The sequence below is a fragment of the Nocardiopsis eucommiae genome (assembly GCF_965344335.1).
Classification (GTDB): Bacteria; Actinomycetota; Actinomycetes; order Streptosporangiales; family Streptosporangiaceae; genus Nocardiopsis; species Nocardiopsis eucommiae.
This window is the reverse complement of record NZ_CBDRIY010000018.1, coordinates 19603-40903: the sequence shown is the minus strand read 5'-3', so window position 1 is coordinate 40903 and position 21301 is coordinate 19603. Positions and strand designations below refer to the sequence as shown.

The following is a 21301-nucleotide window of genomic DNA, read 5'->3' as shown; positions in this document are numbered from 1 at the left end:
TCGGGAAGAGAAGGTGCTGTCAGCGCCAGTCCAACGGGGTCTGCGGGGATCCTGGGCGCTGGGCGGCACCGGGGAAAGCACCGCCTTCGACCGGACCCACGGTCGGTACCGTCCATCCCATGGCCTCGGGATGTACGCTCGCCACGCCGGTACCGGACGTCCCGGGTCCGGTCGAAGGTGCCCCAGCCTCGTCCCGGCACGGCCCCACGGGGCCGTGGACACCCAGCACGACGAAGCCCGGCCTCGGCCGGGCTTCGTGCTGTCCGTGTCCGGCCCCCGGGCGGGGGCCGCCGTGCCTCAGGCCGCCTCCAGTACCCGGTTCAGCAGCTCACCGAGACGCCGCGCCCGCTGGGTGACGACCTCCAGGGCGCGCTCCTGCTCGAACGGTTCCAGCACCGCCCCCAGCGCGTCGTTGCTGACCATCGACAGACCCAGGACCTCGGCCCCCATCTCGACGGCGGCGATGGTCTCCAGGGCGATCGAGCGCCCCACCACGTCCGCGCCCGCCTGGCGCAGGACCTTCAACTCGGTCTGCGTCTGGAGCTGCGGGCCCGTCGTCGACACGTACACACCCTCGGCCAGGGACGCGTCCACCTCGTGGATGACACCCCGCAGCCGCTCGCTGTAGGCATGGGTCAGGTCCACGAAGTCGGGGCCGGCCAGCGGCGAGGTCGCGGTGAGGTTCACGTGGTCCCGGAGGACGATCGGCTGGCCGGGCTGGAAGTCGGTGCGCAGGGAACCGGCGGAGCCGGTCAGGACCGCGACCCGGGCGCCCGCGGCGATCCCCGTCCGCACGGCGTGCGTGGCCACCATCGGGCCGAAACCCTCATAGAGGTGGACGCGTCCCACGAACACGACCACGCGCTTGTCGCCCACCCACATGCTGCGGACCCTGCCGCTGTGCCCCTCCGCCGTGGGCCGCACGAACCCGGGCAGTTCGGTCGCGTCGATGTCGATGTCGGGCGTGCCCAGCGTGTCCACCGCGCCAGCCCAGCCGGAGCCGAGCACCACCAGGGCGTCGAAGCTGTCGGCGCCGGCCCGGGCCAACAGCTCCTTCGCCGCGGAGTCCGCCAGTTGCTTCGCCTCGCCCGTGGTTCGGGGCGGCTGCTCTGATTCGCTCACAAGTCGGATACTACCGCTCTGTAGTCAGTTGACACCGGAGCGCAACGCAGGGTGTCCGAAGGGCGGAATGTGCGTGTCACCCCGCGTGAGGCGGGTGGCCCGGTCCACGTGTCCTTCGTCGCATTCTCCGAGCTCCGGAGGGGGTCCGACGGGCCGGTCTCCGCCCCGCACCGTGCGCTGACCGGGGGTGGCTGCGGTCATCGACACCCGGCATGGCCGACAATGGAGGGAAGCGAGACAACCAGGTGGTGCCCTGCCATGCCCGAACATCGCCCCGGACCGGGAACGGGTAGGCCGCATCGCCCGCAGAGGGAGTGAAGCAGCGTGACGAAGGTCGTGATCATCGGTGGCGGGCCCGGGGGCTATGAGCCGGCGTTGGTCGCCGCGCAGTTGGGCGCGGACGTGACCGTGGTGGAGCGCGACGGAATCGGCGGTTCCTGCGTCCTCACCGACTGCGTCCCCTCCAAGAGCCTCATCGCCACGTCCACCCGCACCACGTACGTGCGCGAGTCGGGCAGCCTGGGCATCCACATCCCGGCGGCCGAGGAGCACAAGGAGCCGGTCGAGGTCGACATCGACCAGATCAACTCGCGGATCAAGCGCCTGGCGCAGGCGCAGTCCGACGACACCCGCGCCCGCCTCGTCAAGGAGGGCGTCGAGGTGGTCATCGGGGAGGCCCGGCTGGTCGACCCGCACATCGTGGCCGTCGGAGACCGCCGTATCCGCGCCGACGTCGTGCTCATCGCGACCGGCGCCCACCCGCGCGAGCTGCCCACCGCCAAGCCGGACGGCGAGCGCATCCTCACCTGGCGCCACCTCTACGACCTGGAGGAGCTTCCGGAGAAGCTGATCGTGGTCGGCTCCGGCGTCACCGGCGCCGAGTTCGCCAGCGCGTACCAGGCCCTGGGCTCCGACGTCACCCTCGTGTCCTCCCGTGAGCTGGTGATGCCCACGCAGGACTCCGACGCGGCCGAGGTGCTGGAGGAGGTCTTCATGCGACGCGGCATGACCGTCCTCAGCCAGACCCGCGCCGAGTCGGTCGTGCGCACTGAGGAAGGGGTCCGGGTGACCCTCTCCGACGGTCGCACCGTGGACGGCAGCCACTGCCTGATGACCGTCGGCATGATCCCCAACACCGAGGGCCTGGGCCTGGAGGAGGCCGGGGTGCGCCTGGGCCGGGGCGGTTTCGTCGAGGTCGACCGGGTCTCCCGCACCACCGTCCCGGGCGTGTACGCCGCCGGTGACTGCACGGGCGTGAACATGCTGGCCTCGGTGGCGGCCATGCAGGGACGCATCGCCATGTGGCACGCGCTGGGCGAGGCCGTGTCCCCGCTCCAGCTCTCCACCGTCGCCTCCACCGTGTTCACCCACCCCGAGCTGGCCGCGGTCGGCGCCAGCGAGGACGACGTGCGCAGCGGGCGGATCGACGGCCGCACCGTCACCCTGCCGCTGAACACCAACCCGCGCGCCAAGATGAACCAGGTCAAGGACGGTTTCGTCAAGCTCATCTGCCGTCAGCACACCGGGATCGTCCTCGGCGGCGTCATCGTCGGCCCGCGGGCCAGCGAGCTCATCCTGGGCGTGTCCATCGCGGTGCAGCAGCGCCTGACCGTGGACGACATCGCGCACACCTTCTCCGTGTACCCGTCGCTGTCGGGCAGCGTCACCGAGGCCGCCCGCTCGCTCATGCTGGCCTCCCCGGAGTAGGGGAGGGGAACCTTCCCGGTACCGGCCCCGCCCGCCGTGTGGGCACGTGCAGGACACACGGCGGGCCCGGTTTCCTTACATCCCCTTGACACGGCCGGGCCTACCTTTTCCAGGTGATCTGTCCGAAGTGCCAAAGCCAGATGCGTACCTACGACCGTCAGGGCGTCCACATCGACCGGTGCGACGGCTGCCAGGGGATCTTCCTGGACCGTGGTGAGCTGGAGCGCGTGGTCTCCGCCGAGCAGCGCCACTACGGCGCCGTCCCGCCCGACCCGCACTCGCCCCAGCCCTACCCGGGCCAGCACCCCGGCCAGCGGCGCGGCTACCCCGACTCCCCGCGCGGCTACGGCGGCGGCTACGCCGACTCCCCGTCCGCCTACCGGGGCGGCGGCTACAACGACTCCCCACGCCCCTACCGCCGTCGCCGCAAGGGGTTCCTGGAACAGCTCTTCGACTAGCCGCAGAAGGTGACGGCCGTGCACCCGCTGATCTGTACACACTGCGGGGAATGGGACGGGGAACCCGACACGGGAGCGGGGGAGCACCTGCTCCGCTGCTCCTTCTGCGGCCTGACCCGTCCCTTCCTGAGGCTGCCCCTCCTCTGCGTCACGGGACCCAGCGGCACGGGGAAGTCCACCGTCGCCCGGGAGCTCCTGGCCCGCCTGTCCGAGCACTTCGTCGTCCTCGAACAGGACCTGCTCTGGGTGGGCGGCCTGCGCGACCCGGCCGACGACCACCGCCTGTTCCGCTCGACCTGGCTGCGCACCGCCGCCATGGTCCAGCAGAGCGGGCGACCCGTCGTGCTGTGCGGGACCGTGGCCCCGCCCGAGCTCGAACACCTGCCCGAGCGCGCCCTGTTCTCCGGAGTCCACTACCTCGCGCTCACCTGTGACCCCCGGGCGCTCGCCACGAGGCTGAGGAGACGTCCCGACTGGCGCGGCTGGGACGAGGCCAGGATCGCCGAGACGCTGGACCACCAGGACTGGCTGACGGAGGAGGCCGGGAGGCTGCGGCCGCCCGTCACGCTGCTCGACACCACCGAGTCCACACCGGTGGAGACCGCCGAGGCAGTCCTACGCTGGGTGGAGGGCGTCCACCAGGGCGCGTCGACGCCCGCAGGCCGGGAGTAGGGCGGGAGCGGGAGACGCTGAAGGGGCCCCGGGGGAGTTCACCCCCCGGGGCCCCTTCACGTGCGGCGTCGGTGGCTAGAAGTCGAAGCCGCCGAAGTCCCCGAAGTCGCCGCCGCCGTCGAAGTCGCCTCCGGCGTCGCCGCCCATGTCCCCGCCGGCGTCCATCATGCCGCCGCCCATCATCGACCCCATCATGGAGCCCATCATCATGCCGGTGAACATGCCCATCATCATGTTCATGCCGAAGTAGCCGCCGGCGTAGGGCGAGTACGCGGGACCGGCGTCGTAGTACGGACGCCGTTCACCGTCCACCTCGACCATGCGCACGTCCGGCTGCCCGCCGGTACGCACCGCCTGGGCGCAGGCCGCGCACGCGGTGACCGACCGGGGGGAGCCCCCGGGCGGTGCCCAGGTGACGTCCTCGGCGGAGGGGCCGTGCTGCGGGTTGAAGAAGCAGGGGCCGCGCCGCGCGGGCACCGGGTCGCCGTTCATCCGGGCCCGGGTGGCGGACATGTAGTAGCGGCCGTCCTCCAGGGCGCTGGTCACCTGCCGGACCTGGTCGGGCTCCTGGATGGTGTCCAGCTGGGCCTTGGCCTGGTCGTAGGAGTCCATGGCCCGCGAGTAGTCCTCGCGGGTCGCGTCGTCCACCCGGGACAGGTCGATCTCCAGGCGGGCGACGTCCTCACCGAGGCGGACGACGTCCTCGGTGGCCATCTGCTTGATCTCCTGGAGCTGCTTGGCCTTCTCGGCCTCGCGCTTCTTGCGGGCGTTGTAGACGTACCAGCCGCCCGCGGCGGCCACGAGGACGAGGACGGTGAGCAGCACCAGCCCGGAGCCCCCGCCCCCGGCCGGGGCCTCCTCGGCGGTCTCGGTGGTCTGGACGGCGCCGGGGACCGCCGCGAGGGTGTCCGTCGGGTTGCTGCCGCCCTCGGAGAGCGCGACCTCCCTGATCGCGTCGGTGTCCTCCAGGTTGGGGGAGGTGACGTAGAAGTGTTCACTCCCGCCGAGGACTCCGTACGCGCCGTCACCGACCTCGGCCATGACCGGCTCCAGCACGGCGTTCACCCCGGCCTCGGAGGTGGCGACCTCCCTCGGCAGGAGCACGTAGTAGACGGGGGTGTCCGCGTTCGCGACGGCGGCCTCCAGGGCCGCCTCGTCACCGCTGGGGAAGCCCTCGATCGACGGGTCGACGAAGACCCCGTCGTTCTCCAGCTCCGCGACGATGTCCTGCGTCTGCGGGGGTTCGGTCCCGGTGTCGGCGGTGGCGGACGCCGCCCCGGACGTCACCATCGCCGCCGCGAGTCCGGCGGTCAGCACTGTGGGTGTTACCAAGCGGCGCAACATGTCGATCCTCTCGCCTCCCTCAACCACAGGGACGAACAGGAGACCGCCACAGTTCCCGAGATCGACCGCCGTCTCCGGATCCCCCCTGTTCGCGAGAGCCGGAGAGACGACGAGGCCCGCCGGGCGGAATCCGGCGGGCCTCGTCGCGTGGTGTGGCTAGCTTCGTGCGGTCGACTCAGCGAGGTCGGAGTCCTGCTCCGGGGACGGAGCGTCCTCCGAGGCCTCGGAGGCTGTGCGTTCCGCCTCCGCGCGCTCGGCGGCGATCGCGTCACCCGTGGCGGTGCCGGGCTCGTCCTCCGGGACGAAGCCGGTGGCGCCGCGCGGGGCGTGGTAGCGGACCACGTCGAGGATGCCCTCGCGCTTGGCGACGATCGCGGGGATCAGCGCCTGACCGGCCACGTTCGTGGCGGTGCGGCCCATGTCCAGGATCGGGTCGACGGCCAGCAGCAGACCCACGCCCTCCAGGGGCAGACCCAGCGTGGACAGGGTCAGGGTGAGCATGACGGTCGCGCCGGTGGTGCCCGCCGTGGCGGCGGAGCCGATCACCGAGACGAACACGATCAGCAGGTAGTCGGTGACGCCGAGGTCGACGCCGAAGAACTGGGCGACGAAGATCGCGGAGATCGCCGGGTAGATCGCGGCGCAGCCGTCCATCTTCGTGGTGGCGCCGAACGGCACCGCGAAGGCGGAGTAGTGGCGCGGCACGCCGAAGTTCTGCTCGGCGACGCGCTGGGTGACGGGCAGGGTGCCCAGCGAGGAGCGCGACACGAAACCGAGCTGGACGGCGGGCCACACACCGGTGAAGTACTTGACCGGGGAGAGGCCGTTGAGCCGAGCGACCAGCGGGTAGACGACGAACAGCACCAGGGCCAGGCCGAGGTAGATCGCCACGGTGAACTGCCCGAGGGCGCCGATGGTGGTCCAGCCGTAGCTGTAGACGGCGTTGCCCAGCAGACCCACGGTGCCGATCGGGGCGAGGCGGATGACCCACCACAGAGCCTTGAGCACGACCTCCAGGGTGGAGGTGGTGAAGGCGATGAAGGGCTCGGCGGGCTTGCCGACCTTCACGGCCGCGATGCCCAGGACCACGGCGATCACGATCAGCTGGAGCACGTTGAACGACAGCGACGTGCTCAGCGAGCCGTCGTCGGCGGCGGAGGTGCTCGCGGCCAGGCCCAGGAAGTTGGCCGGGACGATGCTCTCGATGAAGGCCAGCCACGAACCGGTGTTGGAGGGCTCGGCGGCGGTGCCCGCGTCCACGGCGCTGTTCAGGCCGGGGCGCAGGCTCAGGCCGATCGCGATCGCGATGGCCACGGAGACCAGCGCGGTGATGGCGAACCAGAGCAGGGTCTTCCAGGCCAGGCGCGCGGCGTTGGCGACGTTGCGCAGGTTGGCGATGGAGGAGATGACGGCGAGGACGATCAGCGGCGGCACGATCGTGCGCAGCAGCGCCACGAAGGTCGAGCCGACGGTCTCCAGGGTGACGGCCAGCCAGTTCGGCTCACCGTCACCGACGGGGCCGATCTGGAGGGCCACGACACCGAGCACGATGCCGAGGACGACACCGGCGAGGACCTGTGCGGCGAAGGGAAAACGCGGTTGACGTCTGGGAACTGTGGTCTGCTCAGACACGGAAGGATGACTCCAGGGATGGGTGGCCGGGCGCACACGTGCGACGTCACGGGTCGGCGTGGCGGGCCGCGGGAGCTCGGCGCAGGGGATCGGTCGGGCATCACCGGGATGGGTGACCTGGGAAGGGTGAGCGGCGCGCTGCCCGGCGGAAGGCGCGGGCGCGCGTGGACCTAGCTACACGCGTGGCTGCTGAAGCGGCACAGGTCGATGTGCCACCTTCGCGTCAGTCCCCAGATGTTCGTCACAGTCGAGAACACTAACCCGGATTACTTACCTTTTCCATACACAAACGGGCGTTCCTCTCGAAGGCACCCTCTGGAGCCCTTACTGGGCTGGGTCTTCCCGGCGGTCGACGCGACGAGGATCACGCCCGCCGGACGCCGAAGGGGAGGCACCGGAGCGGTGCCTCCCCTTCGCGGACCCCTGGTCCGCGCCTTCTACGCGTCCTTGATCTCGCAGACCACGGCGCCGTTGCCCACGGTCTCGCCGGGGGTGACCTTGAGGCCGGTCACGGTGCCGGCCCGGTGGGCGGTGAGCGGCTGCTCCATCTTCATGGCCTCGATGACCACCACGGTGTCTCCCTCGGCCACCGTCTGGCCCTCCTCGGCCACGAGCTTGACCACGGTGCCCTGCATCGGGGAGACCAGGGAGTCACCACCCGCCGCCGTAGCGGCGCCGCCCTTGCGGGAGGCGCGCCTGCGCTTCGCGCCGTTCTCGGCCGCCGGGGCCGCCGCCACACCCAGTGACGCGGGCAGGACGACCTCGACCCGTCGGCCGCCCACTTCGACCGTCACGGTCTCGCGGGCGTTCTCCTCGGCCTCGCCCGGTGCGCCGTCCCAGGGGGCGATGGTGTTCTCGAACTCGGTCTCGATCCACCGGGTGTACACACCGAACGGCTGGTCGGGGTCGGCCGGGGCGAACGCCGGGTCGGACACGACGGCCTGGTGGAACGGGATCACCGTGGGCATGCCGCCCACCGCGAACTCCGCCAGCGCCCGCCGGGAGCGCTGGAGCGCCTCGGAGCGGGTGCGCCCGGTGACGATCAGCTTGGCGACCATCGAGTCGAAGGCCTGCGGGACGGTGAACCCGGCCTCGCAGCCGGTGTCCACCCGCACCCCGGGACCGCCGGGCAGGTTCAGGGCGGTGATGGTGCCGGGGGCGGGCATGAAGCCGCGGCCCGGGTCCTCGGCGTTGATCCGGAACTCGAAGGAGTGGCCGCGGACCTCGGGGTCGCCGTAGCCGAGCTCCTCGCCGTCCGCGACGCGGAACATCTCGCGGACCAGGTCGATACCGGTGACCTCCTCGGTGACCGGGTGCTCGACCTGGAGCCGGGTGTTGACCTCCAGGAAGGAGATGGTGCCGTCCACCCCGACGAGGAACTCGCAGGTGCCCGCGCCCACGTAGCCGGCCTCGGCGAGGATGGCCTTGGAGGCGGAGTACAGCCGCTCCATCTGGTCGGGGGACAGGAACGGGGCGGGCGCCTCCTCCACGAGCTTCTGGTGGCGGCGCTGGAGGGAGCAGTCACGGGTGGAGACCACCACGACGTTGCCGTGGGTGTCGGCCAGGCACTGGGTCTCCACGTGGCGCGGCTTGTCCAGGTAGCGCTCCACGAAGCACTCGCCTCGACCGAACGCGGTCACCGCCTCGCGCACCGCCGACTCGTAGGCGTCGGCGACCTCGTCCAGGGTGTAGGCGACCTTGAGGCCGCGGCCGCCGCCGCCGAAGGCGGCCTTGATCGCGATCGGCAGACCGTGCTCTTCGGCGAAGGCCACGACCTCCTCGGCGGACTCCACCGGGTCGGGGGTGCCCGCGACGAGCGGGGCGCCGACCTTCTGGGCGATGTGGCGGGCCTGGACCTTGTCGCCCAGGGCGGTGATCGCGGACGGGGGCGGGCCGATCCAGGTCAGACCGGCGTCGATCACGGCCTGGGCGAAGTCGGCGTTCTCGGCCAGGAACCCGTAGCCGGGGTGGACGGCGTCCGCGCCGGAGGTGGCGGCGACGGCGAGGAGTTTGCCGATGTCCAGGTAGGAGTCGGCGGGGGTGGAGCCGCCCAGGCTGTGCGCCTCGTCGGAGACCTTGACGTGCAGGGCGTCCAGGTCGGGTTCGGCGTAGACCGCGACGCTGGCGATCCCGGCGTCGCGGCAGGCGCGGGCGATGCGCACGGCGATCTCGCCCCGGTTGGCGATCAGAACTTTACGCACGGTGGAAATCCTCCAGCTGGAGCACGGAGCGGGTCACACGCCGACCGCTCGACGAAGGGTCTGGGTATCGGGGGAGCACGTCAGGCGTCACCTGGTGCTCAGGCGCCAGGCGCCGGGGCCGGGGCGCGGCGGGGTGCGCACGCCCCGCGCGCGGTCCCGCCAGCCGGAGACGGGCCGCTCGGGCTCGGGGGCCTCGGCGGCGGCCCGGGCCGCCGCCGCGCGGGCGGCGAGCACGGCGGTCAGCGCGGCGAGCTCCTCCTCGGTGGGCTCGCCCCTGACCACCACCAGGTGCGGGGACGGCTTCTCGGGCGCGCTCACAGCGGGATGTTCCCGTGCTTCTTGGGCGGGAGCTGCCTGCGCTTGTTGCGCAGCGCCCTCAGCGCCTTGGTGACCTGCACCCGGGTCTCCGAGGGCAGGATGACGCCGTCCACGTAGCCGCGTTCGGCGGCGGAGTACGGGTTCAGCAGGGTGTCCTCGTACTCCCCGACCAGACGGGTCCGCTCGGCCTCGACGTCGTCGGCGGCGGCGAGCGTGCGCCGGTGCAGGATGTTGACCGCGCCCTGCGCGCCCATGACCGCGATCTGGGCGGTCGGCCAGGCCAGGTTGACGTCGGCCCCCAGGTGCTTGGAGCCCATGACGTCGTAGGCACCGCCGAACGCCTTGCGGGTGATCACGGTGATCAGCGGGACGGTGGCCTCGGCGTAGGCGTACAGCAGCTTGGCGCCCCGGCGGATGATGCCGTCCCACTCCTGGTCGGTGCCGGGCAGGAAGCCGGGCACGTCCACGAAGGTGAGGACGGGCACGTTGAACGCGTCGCAGGTGCGCACGAACCGCGCGGCCTTCTCGGAGGCGTGGATGTCCAGGCAGCCCGCGAGGCTCATGGGCTGGTTGGCGACGATGCCGACGGACTGGCCGTCGACCCGCCCGAAGCCCACCACGATGTTGGTGGCGAACTGGGCGTGCGCCTCCAGGAACTCGCCGTCGTCCAGGACCGACTCGATGACCCGCTTCATGTCGTACGGCTGGTTGGCCGAGTCCGGGACGAAGGTGTCCAGGGCCAGGTCGGTGTCGGTGGTCTCGTCGCCCGGGTCGTCCTCGGGGGCCAGCCGCGGGGCCTCCTCCAGGTTGTTGTCGGGCAGGTGCGACAACAGCGACTTCACGTAGTCGATGGCGTCCTGCTCGTCGGCCCCCTGGTAGTGGGAGACCCCCGACCTGGTCGAGTGCGCGGTGGCGCCGCCCAGGTCCTCCATGGAGACGTCCTCGCCGGTGACGGTCTTGATGACGTCGGGACCGGTGATGAACATCTGGGAGGTCTCGTCGACCATCACGACGAAGTCGGTGAGGGCGGGGGAGTAGACGTGCCCGCCGGCCGTGGCGCCCATGATCAGGGAGATCTGCGGGACGACGCCGGAGGCGTGCGTGTTGCGCTTGAAGATCTCCGCGTACAGGCCGAGCGCGACGACGCCCTCCTGGATGCGCGCGCCGCCGCCCTCGTTGATGCCCACGACGGGACACCCGTTGGTGAGGGCGTGGTCGAGGACCTTGCAGATCTTCTCGCCGTAGACCTCGCCCAGTGATCCGCCGAAGACGGTGACGTCCTGGCTGAAGACCGCGACGGGGCGGCCGTCGACGGTTCCGTGGCCGGTGACCACACCGTCCCCGTAGGGGCGGTTGGCGTCGAGGCCGAAGTTGGTCGAGCGGTGCCGGGCCAGTGCGTCGAACTCGACGAACGAGCCCGGATCGACCAGTGCGTCGATCCGCTCGCGGGCGGTCATCTTGCCTTTGGCGTGCTGCTTCTCGACAGCCCGCGCCGAGCCGGCGTGGACGGCTTCGTACCTACGTCGTCGCAGGTCCGCGAGCTTTCCCGCGGTCGTGTGGATGTCGATCTCAGCCGCGGACAGCGGTTCAGGGGCTTCTGTGGCCATAACAGCCCAGGTTAGCCGCGAGGGTCCGGTTCCCTTCACGCGGTCCAGGTTACTCGTCAGTAGGTCCAGCCCCCCGGGGTCCGAGTGTCGAGGGGTGACCGCTGGGAAACGCGGTGTGTAAAGGATGCCCGAGAAAAGTGAGTAATTGTGAATTGCGACCGTTTACGGAACACCGGTTAACTCCTGGGCAAAACCGCGAGAAACCGGCCCCGCGCGCATGCCGCCAGGCGTGATCTCTGTAGGGTCGGCCCTATGACAGCGGTTAGCGCAGAACGCGACAGTGCCCGCCAGGAAGTCCCCGAACAGCTCAGGAATGACGTCAAGCTGCTCGGTGAGATGCTCGGAACGGTCCTCGCCGAAAGCGGCGGCGCGGACCTGCTCGCGGATGTCGAGAAACTCCGACACGCGGTGATCGGTGCCCGCGACGGCACCGTCACCACCGAGGAGATCACCCGCCTGGTCGCGGCCTGGCCCCTGGAACGCGCCAAGCAGGTCGCCCGTGCCTTCACGGTCTACTTCCACCTGGCCAACCTGGCCGAGGAACACCAGCGCATGCGCGCCCTGCGCGAACGCGACGACGCCCACAACCCGCCCCGCGAGTCGCTGGCCGCCGCCGTGCGCGCCGTCCGCGAGGGAGAGGGCGGCGAGGAGCGCCTGAGCGCGCTGATCGAGGGCATGGAGTTCCACCCGGTGCTCACCGCCCACCCCACCGAGGCCCGGCGCCGCGCCGTCTCCACCTCCATCCTGCGCATCAGCGCCCAGCTGGACGACCTGCACACCGCGCACGAGGGCAGTGCCGCCGCCGCGGAGGCGCACCGCCGCCTGCTGGAGGAGATCGACCTCCTCTGGCGCACCTCCCAGCTGCGCTACACGAAGCTGGACCCCCTCGACGAGGTGCGCACCGCCCTCGCCGCCTTCGACGAGACGATCTTCGCGATCGTGCCGGAGGTCTACCGGACCCTCGACACCGCCATCGACCCCGAGGGCACCGGCACCCGCCCGCCCCGTGCCACGCCCTTCGTGCGCTACGGCAGCTGGATCGGCGGCGACCGGGACGGCAACCCCTTCGTCACCCACGAGGTGACCCGCGAGGCGATGACCATCCAGTCCGAGCACATCCTGCGCGGCCTCGAAACCGCCTGCGGCCGGATCGCCCGGGCCCTGACCGTCTACTCCAACCTGACCCCGGCCAGTCCCGCGCTCCTGGACGCGATCTCCGAGGCGAGGGCGGGCCAGCCCACGCTCATGGGCGAGATCACCCAGCGCTCACCCAACGAACCCCACCGCCAGCTCCTGCTCCTGGCCACCACCCGCCTGCGCGCCACCCGCGAACGCGACGCCGACCTCGCCTACACCGACGCCGAGGAGTTCCTCGCGGACCTGCGCCTGGTCCAGGAGTCCCTCGCCGCAGCAGGAGCGGTCCGCCAGGCCTACGGCGACCTCCAGCACCTCGTCTGGCAGGCCGAGACCTTCGGCTTCCACCTGGCCGAACTGGAGATCCGCCAGCACAGCGAGGTCCACGCCGCGGCCCTGGCCGAACTGGAGTCCGGCGGCGCGCTCTCGGAGCGCACCGAGGAGGTCCTCGACACCATCCGGACCGTCTCCTGGATCCAGGAGCGCTTCGGAGTGGAGGCCTGCCGCCGCTACATCGTCAGCTTCACCCGCTCGGCCGGGGACATCGAGGCCGTCCACAAGCTGGCCACCTACGCCCTGCCGCCCAAGCGCGTGCCGGTCCTGGACGTCATCCCGCTCTTCGAGACCGGTGCCGACCTGGAGGCCTCGCCCGGGGTGCTGGCCGGGATGCTCGACCTCCCGCCGGTCCGCCAGCGCCTGGCCGACAACGACCGGCGCCTGGAGGTGATGCTCGGCTACAGCGACTCCGCCAAGGACGTGGGCCCGGTCAGCGCCACCCTGCGCCTGTACGACGCCCAGGCCCGGCTGTCCGCCTGGGCCCGCGAACACGACGTGCGCCTGACCCTGTTCCACGGCCGGGGCGGTTCCCTGGGCCGTGGCGGCGGCCCGGCCAGCCGCGCCCTGCTCGCCCAGGCGCCGGGCTCGGTCGACGGGCGGTTCAAGGTCACCGAACAGGGCGAGGTCATCTTCGCCCGCTACGGACAGGCCGCGATCGGCCGCCGCCACATCGAACAGGTCGGCCACGCCGTCCTGATGGCCTCCACCGACGCCGTCCAGGAGCACGAGCGCACCGCCGCCGAGCTCTACCGGCGCCACGCCGACACCATCGCGGAGGCCGCCCAGGAGGCGTACCTGTCGCTGATCGGCACCGAGGACTTCGCGGTGTGGTTCTCCCAGGTCAGCCCGCTGGAGGAGCTCGGTGAGCTCCGCCTGGGGTCGCGCCCCTCCCGGCGCGGCGCCGCCCGGGGGCTGGGCGACCTGCGGGCGATCCCGTGGGTGTTCGCGTGGACCCAGACCCGGGTGAACCTGCCCGGCTGGTTCGGTCTCGGCACCGGCCTGGCCGCCGTGGCGGACCTGCCCGTCCTCCAGGCGGCCTACCGCGAGTGGCCCCTGTTCGCGTCGCTGCTGGACAACGCCGAGATGAGCCTGGCCAAGACCGACCGCACCATCGCGGAGCGCTACCTCGCGCTGGGCGACCGGCCCGAACTCAGCGAGACGGTCCTGCGGGAGTACGACCTGACCCGCGAGCTCGTCCTCAGGGTGACCGGCCACAGCCGCCTGCTGGAGAACCGCGCGGTCCTGTCCCGCGCCGTGGACCTGCGCAACCCCTACGTGGACGCGCTCAGCCACCTCCAGCTCCGTGCTCTGGAGGCGCTGCGCGGCGAGGAGGCGGACTCCCTGTCCGAGGAGGACAGCGAGCACCTGGAGCGACTGCTCCTGCTCTCCGTCAACGGCGTGGCCGCCGGTCTCCAGAACACCGGCTGACTGCTGTAATGGTGGGATGAACGAGATCCCGTCCCTGGACCGGGCCGCGATCACCTCGGCGGTGATCCGGCCCGGCGGGCTCTGGCGACGCGTCGACGTGGTCCCCGAAGCCGGGTCCACCAACACCGAACTGGTCGCGAGGTCCAAAGAGGGCGCCCCCGAGGGCACGGTGCTGGTCACCGAGCACCAGACCGCCGGGAAGGGAAGGCTCGGGCGCGGGTTCACGACCCCGCCACGGGTCGCGCTCACCTTCTCGCTCCTCGTCCGCCCCGGGGTGCCCTCGGAGGAACTCGGCTGGGTGTCCCCGCTGATGGGCCTGGCGGCCGTCGCCGCCGTCCGGCGGACGACGGGCCTGGAGACGCGGCTCAAGTGGCCCAACGACCTGCTCCTCGGTGAGCGGAAGCTCGCCGGGATCCTCGCGGAGGCCGACTTCTCCGACCCCGACCGCCCCGGGATCGTGGTCGGCATGGGGCTGAACGTCTCCCAGACGCGCGACGAACTCCCGGTGGAGACCGCCACGTCCCTGCGCGCCGAGGGCGCCGACACCCTCCGGGAGACCCTCCTCGTTGCGGTCCTGGAGGAGTTCGAGCGGCGCTACTCCGCCTGGGAGCCCGCCGACGAGTACCGGGACGTCTGCGTGACCATCGGCCGCCGGGTCCGCGTCCACCTGCCTGGGGACACCTACCTGGACGGCACCGCCACGGGCGTGGACGACCAGGCGCGCCTGCTCGTGGAGGGGCGGGCCCTCAGCGCCGGAGACGTCGTACACGTCCGGCCAGGCCGATGAATCGTGTGCCATCATCACTTTCATGGCTATCGCGGACCGCTATCTCTCCGACGACGAGGAACTCGTCCACGTCGCACGGCAGCACTGGACCCTCCTCGCCGGGGAGTTCGTCGCCCTGTTCCTCATCATCGGTGTCGTCGGCACCGCCCTCTTCTTCATCCCCTGGTCCGAGGACTGGAGCCTGATCGCCGCGGGCGTCGTGGTGGCCGTCGGGGTCGTCGCGGCCCTGGCCTTCTGGTTCGTCCCCATGCTCAAGTGGGCGACCACGGTCTACATCCTCACCAACCGGCGCCTGATGATGCGTGACGGCATCATCTCCAAACAGGGCCGGGACATGCCGCTCACCAGGGTCAACGATGTCTCCTTCAACATCTCCCTCTGGGAACGGATCATGCGGTACGGAACGTTGTCCATTCAGTCGGCGTCCGAGCAGGAGGGCATGGTCCTCCAGCGCGTGCCCAGACCCCAGTGGTTCCAGTCGGAGATCTACCGCCAGGTCAACGCGGCCCAGCGGCCCGAGTACCCGTCGGGAACCTGACCCTGGCGCACCATCGGCGTAAGCTGGAGGTGCATCCCACACCGCCCCCGTGCGGTAAGGCCGTGAAAGAGAACGTATGCCGTCGCGTCCTGACCCGAAAGCGATCGAGTCCGTCCTGCTCGGTGGTGAAGCGGTCTACACCAGGGAACAGGCGGTCGAGCTCGCCGAAGCCGACCCCGAACTGGCCGGACGCGTCTGGCGTGCCCTGGGCTTCCCCACGCTGGGCGACGACTCGGTGATCTTCGCCGAGAGCGACGTCGAGGCGCTCCGCATCACCAACTCCCTCCTGAAGGAGGGGCTCCTCGACGAGGAGGGCGTGGTCCGCTTCGCCCGTGCCATGGGTCAGACCATGGCCAGACTCGCGGACTGGCAGACCAGCATCCTGAGCACCCTCATCTTCCAGAACGAGGACTCCGCCAGCCCCCTGATGAACCAGGTCAAGGAGCTCCTGCCGGACGTGGAGCGCCTCCTCCTGCACATCTGGCGCCGCCAGCTCGCCGCCTCCACGGCGCGCACCCTCGCGGTGATGTCCAACAACAACGACATCGTCCCGAACTACTACCCGCTGATCGTGGGCTTCGCGGACCTGGTCTCCTTCACCACCCTGAGCCGGGAGCTCGACGAGGTCGAACTCGCGGGCGTGGTGGAGGGCTTCGAGGCCACCGCCGCCGACATCGTCGCCTCCGGTGGCGGGCGCGTGGTCAAGACCCTCGGGGACGAGGTGCTCTACGTCGCGGACTCACCCCTCCAGGCAGCGGACATCGCCCTGCGCCTGGCCTCCGGTGTGAAGACCCACGTGGAGGTCCCCGACGTCCGGGTGGGTGTCGCCTACGGCCCGGTCCTCACCCTGCACGGGGACGTCTTCGGCACCACCGTCAACCGGTCCAGCAGACTCACCTCCTTCGCCCGGCCCGGCACGGTCCTCATCGACGAGGCCCTGGCCGAGAGCCTCACCGACGAGGAGGGCCTCCAGGTGGTGCAGGTCCGGGCCCGACACGCCCACGGTCTGGGACTCATTCAGCCCTACGCGCTACGCCGGGACTTCGACGCGCAACCGCACGTGTCGACGCCCCCGGAGGGATAGGCTCGAAATCCCAACGTGAGGCGGTGAGAGTGTGACCCCCATCCAGCAGCTGCGTACCTCGGGTGTCTTCAGCGTCGAGGGCGCCGAGTCCGACATCGAGAACAACGTGTGGATCGTCGGCAACGACGAGAGCGCGGTGGTGATCGACGCCGCCCACGACCACGAGCGCATCGCCCGGGGCCTGGGCGACCGCGAACTCATGGCCATCGTGTGCACCCACGGCCACCCGGACCACATCAACGCGGCCGTCGCCCTGGCCGACCTCACGGACTGCCCGATCCTCCTCCACCCGGACGACTCCGAGCTGTGGCACCAGGTCCACCCCTACCGTGAACCGGACGCGCCCCTCCTGCACGGCGAGGTCCTGCGCGCGGGCGACGTGGAGCTCACCGTGCTGCACACCCCGGGTCACACGCCCGGCGGGGTCTCCTTCCACTCCCCGGAACTCGGCGTGGTCTTCAGCGGCGACACCCTCTTCCCCGACGGCCCCGGCGCCACCGGCCAGCCCTCCTCGGACTTCCCCACGATCATCGCGTCCATCCGCGACCAGCTGACCACCCTCCCGGGCGACACCATCGTCCACCCGGGCCACGGCGAGTCCACCACGATCGCGGAGGCCGCCCACCACCTGGAGGAGTGGTCCGCCCGGGGCTTCTGACCCCCGGCGCCGCGGCCCCGCGGCGGGAGGGGCCGGGCGACCGGACCGCCGCCGCCCCGCCAGCCCCCCGCCCTCCTCCCGCTCCCCGGACCTCGTTCCCGCAACGCCTCCGAAGCTCGCACAGCCGAACCGGTGCGGGCCCCCCGCTGTGCGAGGCTGCGGAGCCTGCGTAGCGGCGCACAGCAGGGGAGACGGCCGGTCGCATCGATCGGCGCGAGCGCCGAGTCAACCGAAAGCATCCACGGCGCACGCTCTAGGCCGTTCCCCGGCCCTCCTCCGGGCGGCGGACGTTCGGGGCGATGGGGGTGTCCTTCGGCCGACGGCCGATCTTCGACCCCAGCCACACCAACGGGTCGTACTTCCGGTCCACCACGCGTTCCTTCAACGGGATCAGGGCGTTGTCCGTGATGTGGATCCCCTCGGGGCACACCTCCGTGCAGCACTTGGTGATGTTGCAGTACCCGAGCCCGAACTCCTCCTGCGCCGTGCGGCGCCGGTCCGCCGTGTCCTCGGGGTGCATCTCCAACTCCGCGACCCGCATCAGGAACCTCGGGCCCGAGAAGTGCTCCTTGTTCTCCTCGTGGTCACGGATCACGTGGCACACGTCGTTGCACAGGAAGCACTCGATGCACTTGCGGAACTCCTGCGAACGCTCCACGTCCGCCTGCCGCATCCGGAAGTCGCCCGGCTCCGTCCCCGGCGCGGGGGTGAACGACGGGATCTCCCTGGCCTTGGCGTAGTTGAAGGAGACGTCGCACACGAGGTCACGGACCACGGGGAAGGTGCGCATCGGGGTCACGGTGACGACCTCGTCGTCCTCGAAAACGCTCATCCTGGTCATACAGGACAGACGGGGCCGACCGTTGATCTCCACGGAACAGGAACCGCACTTGCCCGCCTTGCAGTTCCACCGCACCGCCATGTCCGGGGCCTGGGTGGCCTGGAGCCGGTGCAGCACGTCCAGGACGACCTCGCCCTCGTTCACCTCCACCCGGTACTCGGTGAGTTCTCCGTCCGGACCGCCGCGCCACACGCGGAACGTCCGCTCGCTCATGACGTGTCCTCCTCGCTCGCCCCTGCTCCGTTCCCACCGTTCGTCTCGTCCGCACCGTCGGCACCGCCAGCCCCGGCCGCGTCGCCCGGACCGTCCCGGCCCTGGGCGTCGTCGGGCAGCTCCTCCTTGGTCAGGTACTTGGCCAGCTCGTCCCGGTCGAAGAGTGCGAGCAGCTCACCGGGGATGTCCGCGAGGGGGGTCCGCTCCAGCTCCACGCGCCCGTCGACCGCGCGCACGGACAGGTTCACCCGACGCCACTCGGCCGACATCTCCGGACAGTCGTCCCGTGTGTGGCCGCCCCGCGACTCCGTGCGCTCCAGTGCCGCCCGCGCCACCGCCTCGGACACCAGCAGCATGTTGGGCAGGGCCAGCGCCAGGTGCCATCCGGGGTTGTACACCCGGTCTCCCGGGGCGCTGAGCACGTCCACCCGCTCGGCCAGCGCCGCCAACCGCTCCAGGGCCCGTTCCACCTCCGGTCCCCTGCGGATGATCCCGACCAGGTCGTTCATGGTGTCCTGGAGCTCGGAGTGGATGGCGTACGGGTTCTCCCCGGCGCCCTGTTTGAGCGGCGCCAGCGACGAGGCGACGGCCTCCGCCGCCGCCCGCTCCAACACGCCGGTCGCCGGGGTCGAGTCCCCCTCGCCCGCCTCCAACGCGTCCACGTACGCGGCGGCGCCCAGCCCCGCCCGGCGACCGAACACCAGCAGGTCGGACAGCGAGTTGCCGCCCAGACGGTTGGAACCGTGCATCCCGCCCGCCACCTCCCCGGCGGCGAACAGACCGGGAACGTCCGACGCGGCGGTGTCGGCGTCCACCCGCACCCCGCCCATCACGTAGTGGCAGGTGGGACCCACCTCCATCGGCTCGGCGGTGATGTCCACGTCCGCCAGCTCCCTGAACTGGTGGTGCATGGACGGCAGCCGACGCCTGATCTCCTCGGCGGGAAGCCGCGAGGACACGTCCAGGAACACACCGCCGTGCGGGGAGCCCCGCCCCTCCTTGACCTCGCTGTTGATCGCCCGGGCCACCTCGTCCCGGGGCAGCAGCTCCGGCGGTCTGCGATGGCGCGTCGGATCGTCGTACCAGCCGTCCGCCTCCTCCTCGGTCTCGGCGTACTGCGACCGGAAGACGTCGGGCACGTAGTCGAACATGAACCGTTCGCCCCGGGAGTTGCGCAGCACGCCACCGTCACCCCGTACGGACTCGGTGACGAGGATGCCCTTGACCGACGGGGGCCAGACCATCCCGGTGGGGTGGAACTGGACGAACTCCATGTTGATCAGCGAGGCACCCGCGCGCAGGGCCAGGGCGTGCCCGTCCCCGGTGTACTCCCAGGAGTTGGACGTGGTGCGGAAGGCCTTGCCGATGCCGCCGGTGGCGAGGATGACGGTGGGGGCCTCGAACAGCACGAACCCGCCGTCCACCCTGCGGTAGCCGAACGCCCCGACGATCCGACCGTCGTCTCCTCCCTCCCTGACCAGGCTGGTCACGGCGGTCTCGGCGAACACCGCCAGCCGCTCGTCCGGGTCACCGAACTCCGCCGCGTCCGCCTGTTGGAGGGCCACGATCCGCTGCTGGAGGGTGCGGATGAGCTCCAGCCCGGTGCGGTCGCCCACGTGGGCCAGGCGCGGGTACTCGTGTCCGCCGAAGTTGCGCTGGCTGATCCGCCCGTCCTCTGTGCGGTCGAACAGCGCGCCCCAGTACTCCAGTTCCAGGATGCGTTCGGGCGCCTCCCTGGCGTGGAGTTCCGCCATGCGGGGGTCGTTCAGGAACTTCCCGCCGCGCAGGGTGTCGCGGAAGTGCACCTTCCAGCTGTCGGCCGCGTTGGTGTTGCCGAGGGCGGCCGCGGCGCCGCCCTCCGCCATCACCGTGTGTGCCTTCCCGAAGAGCGACTTCGACACGATCGCGGTGCGTTTGCCCTGTTCCCGGGCGGCGATCGCGGCGCGGAGCCCGGCGCCGCCCGCCCCGACCACCACGACGTCGTAGCGGTGTCGGGTGATCCCGTTCCCCTCGCGGTGGCGCGACCGCGGCGAGGGCTCGGCTGAGGCACGCCCCGGGGAGGGCGGCGGGTGTCCTGTCGGCGGGGGCGGGGGCGGGGGCGGTGACGGTGGCTCCGGTGAGGTCGGGGAGTTCCCGGACGTCGGGGAGAGCCTGGAGGAAGGGCCGGGCGTGGGGGGCATGGGGCGCGTGTACTCCTTCACCGGTCAGTTGAGGATGCGCGGGTCCGTGATGGTGCCGCTGGCGACCAACGCGACGTAGGCGTCCGTGGCGATCAGCGAGGCGATGCTGAGCCAGCCGAACAGCATGTGCCGGTCGTTCAGCGCGGAGGCGCGGGACCAGAGCCAGTAGCGGACCGGTCGCCCGCCGAAGCTGCGCAGCCGGCCGCCCATGATGTGCCGACACGAGTGGCAGCCGAACGTGTAGCACCACAGCAGCACCACGTTGGTGAGCATGACGAGGTTGCCGACCCCGACGCCGAACCCGCCGTCCGTGCCGTGGAAGAAGGGGACGATCATGTCCCAGGTGTTGACCAGGACGATGGCCCCGGCGAAGTAGAAGAAGTACCGGTGCCCGTTCTGGGGGAGCATCAGCGGCCGGGTCTCGCCCGTGTAGGTCCGGTGCGGCTCACGCACGGCGCAGGCGGTCGGCGCCTGCCAGACCGAGCGGTAGTAGGCCTTGCGGTAGTAGTAGCAGGTCACCCGGAACAGCAGCAGGATCGGCAGGCTGAGCAGGGCGTAGGGGAGGATCGGGGGGAACTCCCACGGCAGTCGGCCGAGGAGCGACGCGTCGGGGACGCACTGCTGGGCGAGGCAGGGGGAGTAGAAGGGGGTCAGGTAGTGGTGCTCCTGGACCCAGTAGTGGTCCTGTTGGAACACCCGGGCCGCCCCGTAGACGAGGAAGGTGGCCAGCCCCAACGTCGTCAGGGTCGGGCCCAGCCACCATCGGTCGGTGCGCAGTGTTCGCTGGCTCAGGCGTGCCCGGCCGCCGCCGGGGCGCGCGTCGTGAGTGGGGGTCACCGTGGTCTCCACCTCCTGTGGAGAGCGGTCGGACCCGGGGACGGGGCGCGGACCCGTGCCTCAGGTGGCCGTGACCGCTCCCGGATGCTGGATCGCTGTGGGCGAGCAGTGCTGCGGGGGAAGCAGTAGCGAACCGGTCTGCCACTCAACGTTAGGTCGCTGTGATCACGGTCACGTTCCAGGCCGGGCACAACCCCCAGGAAA

Annotated in this window: 17 protein-coding genes; 8 read left to right on the top strand and 9 right to left on the bottom strand. The window is 71.1% G+C overall.

The annotated features are described in order from the left end of the window. Positions 1-297: 297 nt before the first annotated feature. Complete coding sequence (locus ACRWK8_RS13640) at positions 298-1122, bottom strand: purine-nucleoside phosphorylase (RefSeq protein WP_431870604.1); 825 nt, start codon at positions 1120-1122, stop codon at positions 298-300. Positions 1123-1446: 324 nt separating this feature from the next. Between ACRWK8_RS13640 and ACRWK8_RS13635 the strand changes: the two genes are divergently transcribed. From ACRWK8_RS13635 to ACRWK8_RS13625, 3 genes are all read left to right on the top strand, one after another. After that, positions 1447-2829 carry an NAD(P)H-quinone dehydrogenase gene (locus ACRWK8_RS13635; protein ID WP_378742266.1) on the top strand — a complete coding sequence of 461 codons (1383 nt, stop codon included), beginning with the start codon at positions 1447-1449 and terminating at the stop codon, positions 2827-2829. Positions 2830-2942: 113 nt separating this feature from the next. Beyond that, positions 2943-3287 (top strand): TFIIB-type zinc ribbon-containing protein, encoded by a 345-nt coding sequence (locus ACRWK8_RS13630; RefSeq protein WP_378742269.1) that lies wholly within the window; start codon positions 2943-2945, stop codon positions 3285-3287. Positions 3288-3305: 18 nt separating this feature from the next. Next, on the top strand, positions 3306-3959 hold the full coding sequence (locus tag ACRWK8_RS13625) for an AAA family ATPase (protein ID WP_378742272.1): 654 nt from the start codon (positions 3306-3308) through the stop codon (positions 3957-3959). A 75-nt stretch (positions 3960-4034) separates the two neighbouring features. Here the strand turns inward: ACRWK8_RS13625 and ACRWK8_RS13620 are convergent, their stop codons facing one another. From ACRWK8_RS13620 to ACRWK8_RS13600, 5 genes are all read right to left on the bottom strand, one after another. Beyond that, positions 4035-5276: a chemotaxis protein CheA gene (locus ACRWK8_RS13620; RefSeq protein WP_378742463.1), complete on the bottom strand. Its 1242-nt coding sequence runs from the start codon at positions 5274-5276 to the stop codon at positions 4035-4037. Positions 5277-5459: 183 nt separating this feature from the next. Continuing rightward, the gene (locus ACRWK8_RS13615; protein WP_431870601.1) at positions 5460-6935 is read right to left on the bottom strand and encodes a dicarboxylate/amino acid:cation symporter; all 1476 of its coding nucleotides are present in this window, start codon (positions 6933-6935) and stop codon (positions 5460-5462) included. Positions 6936-7372: 437 nt separating this feature from the next. Then, positions 7373-9136, bottom strand: a complete 1764-nt coding sequence (locus ACRWK8_RS13610; RefSeq protein WP_431870599.1) for an acetyl/propionyl/methylcrotonyl-CoA carboxylase subunit alpha — start codon at positions 9134-9136, stop codon at positions 7373-7375. Positions 9137-9223: 87 nt separating this feature from the next. After that, positions 9224-9454, bottom strand: a complete 231-nt coding sequence (locus tag ACRWK8_RS13605; protein WP_431870597.1) for an acyl-CoA carboxylase subunit epsilon — start codon at positions 9452-9454, stop codon at positions 9224-9226. Then, positions 9451-11061 (bottom strand): acyl-CoA carboxylase subunit beta, encoded by a 1611-nt coding sequence (locus ACRWK8_RS13600; RefSeq protein WP_378742282.1) that lies wholly within the window; start codon positions 11059-11061, stop codon positions 9451-9453. Before ACRWK8_RS13600 ends, ACRWK8_RS13605 begins: the two co-directional genes overlap by 4 nt. A 336-nt stretch (positions 11062-11397) precedes the next feature. On the opposite strand from ACRWK8_RS13600, the gene ACRWK8_RS13595 reads away from it, so the two are divergent. The 5 genes from ACRWK8_RS13595 to ACRWK8_RS13575 all read left to right on the top strand — a co-directional run bounded on the left by ACRWK8_RS13595 (position 11398) and on the right by ACRWK8_RS13575 (position 17026). After that, positions 11398-13959 (top strand): phosphoenolpyruvate carboxylase, encoded by a 2562-nt coding sequence (locus tag ACRWK8_RS13595; RefSeq protein ID WP_431870668.1) that lies wholly within the window; start codon positions 11398-11400, stop codon positions 13957-13959. A gap of 16 nt (positions 13960-13975) precedes the next feature. After that, positions 13976-14746: a biotin--[acetyl-CoA-carboxylase] ligase gene (locus tag ACRWK8_RS13590; protein ID WP_378742284.1), complete on the top strand. Its 771-nt coding sequence runs from the start codon at positions 13976-13978 to the stop codon at positions 14744-14746. A gap of 22 nt (positions 14747-14768) precedes the next feature. Beyond that, positions 14769-15284, top strand: coding sequence for a PH domain-containing protein (locus ACRWK8_RS13585; RefSeq protein ID WP_378742287.1), 516 nt, complete (start codon positions 14769-14771; stop codon positions 15282-15284). 76 nt (positions 15285-15360) lie between these two features. Continuing rightward, a complete protein-coding gene (locus tag ACRWK8_RS13580; protein ID WP_431870594.1) occupies positions 15361-16368 on the top strand; it encodes an adenylate/guanylate cyclase domain-containing protein in 1008 nt (335 codons plus the stop codon). A 31-nt stretch (positions 16369-16399) separates the two neighbouring features. Continuing rightward, entirely contained in the window at positions 16400-17026 is a 627-nt protein-coding gene (locus ACRWK8_RS13575; protein WP_378742292.1) for an MBL fold metallo-hydrolase, read from the top strand. Positions 17027-17279: 253 nt separating this feature from the next. Here ACRWK8_RS13575 and ACRWK8_RS13570 read toward each other — a convergent pair whose 3' ends face one another. The 3 genes from ACRWK8_RS13570 to ACRWK8_RS13560 all read right to left on the bottom strand — a co-directional run bounded on the left by ACRWK8_RS13570 (position 17280) and on the right by ACRWK8_RS13560 (position 21097). Further along, positions 17280-18080 (bottom strand): succinate dehydrogenase/fumarate reductase iron-sulfur subunit, encoded by an 801-nt coding sequence (locus ACRWK8_RS13570; protein ID WP_431870591.1) that lies wholly within the window; start codon positions 18078-18080, stop codon positions 17280-17282. Next, on the bottom strand, positions 18077-20053 hold the full coding sequence (locus tag ACRWK8_RS13565; RefSeq protein WP_431870589.1) for a fumarate reductase/succinate dehydrogenase flavoprotein subunit: 1977 nt from the start codon (positions 20051-20053) through the stop codon (positions 18077-18079). Before ACRWK8_RS13565 ends, ACRWK8_RS13570 begins: the two co-directional genes overlap by 4 nt. A 231-nt stretch (positions 20054-20284) precedes the next feature. Beyond that, entirely contained in the window at positions 20285-21097 is an 813-nt protein-coding gene (locus ACRWK8_RS13560; RefSeq protein ID WP_431870587.1) for a hypothetical protein, read from the bottom strand. Between the last annotated feature and the right edge of the window lie 204 nt (positions 21098-21301).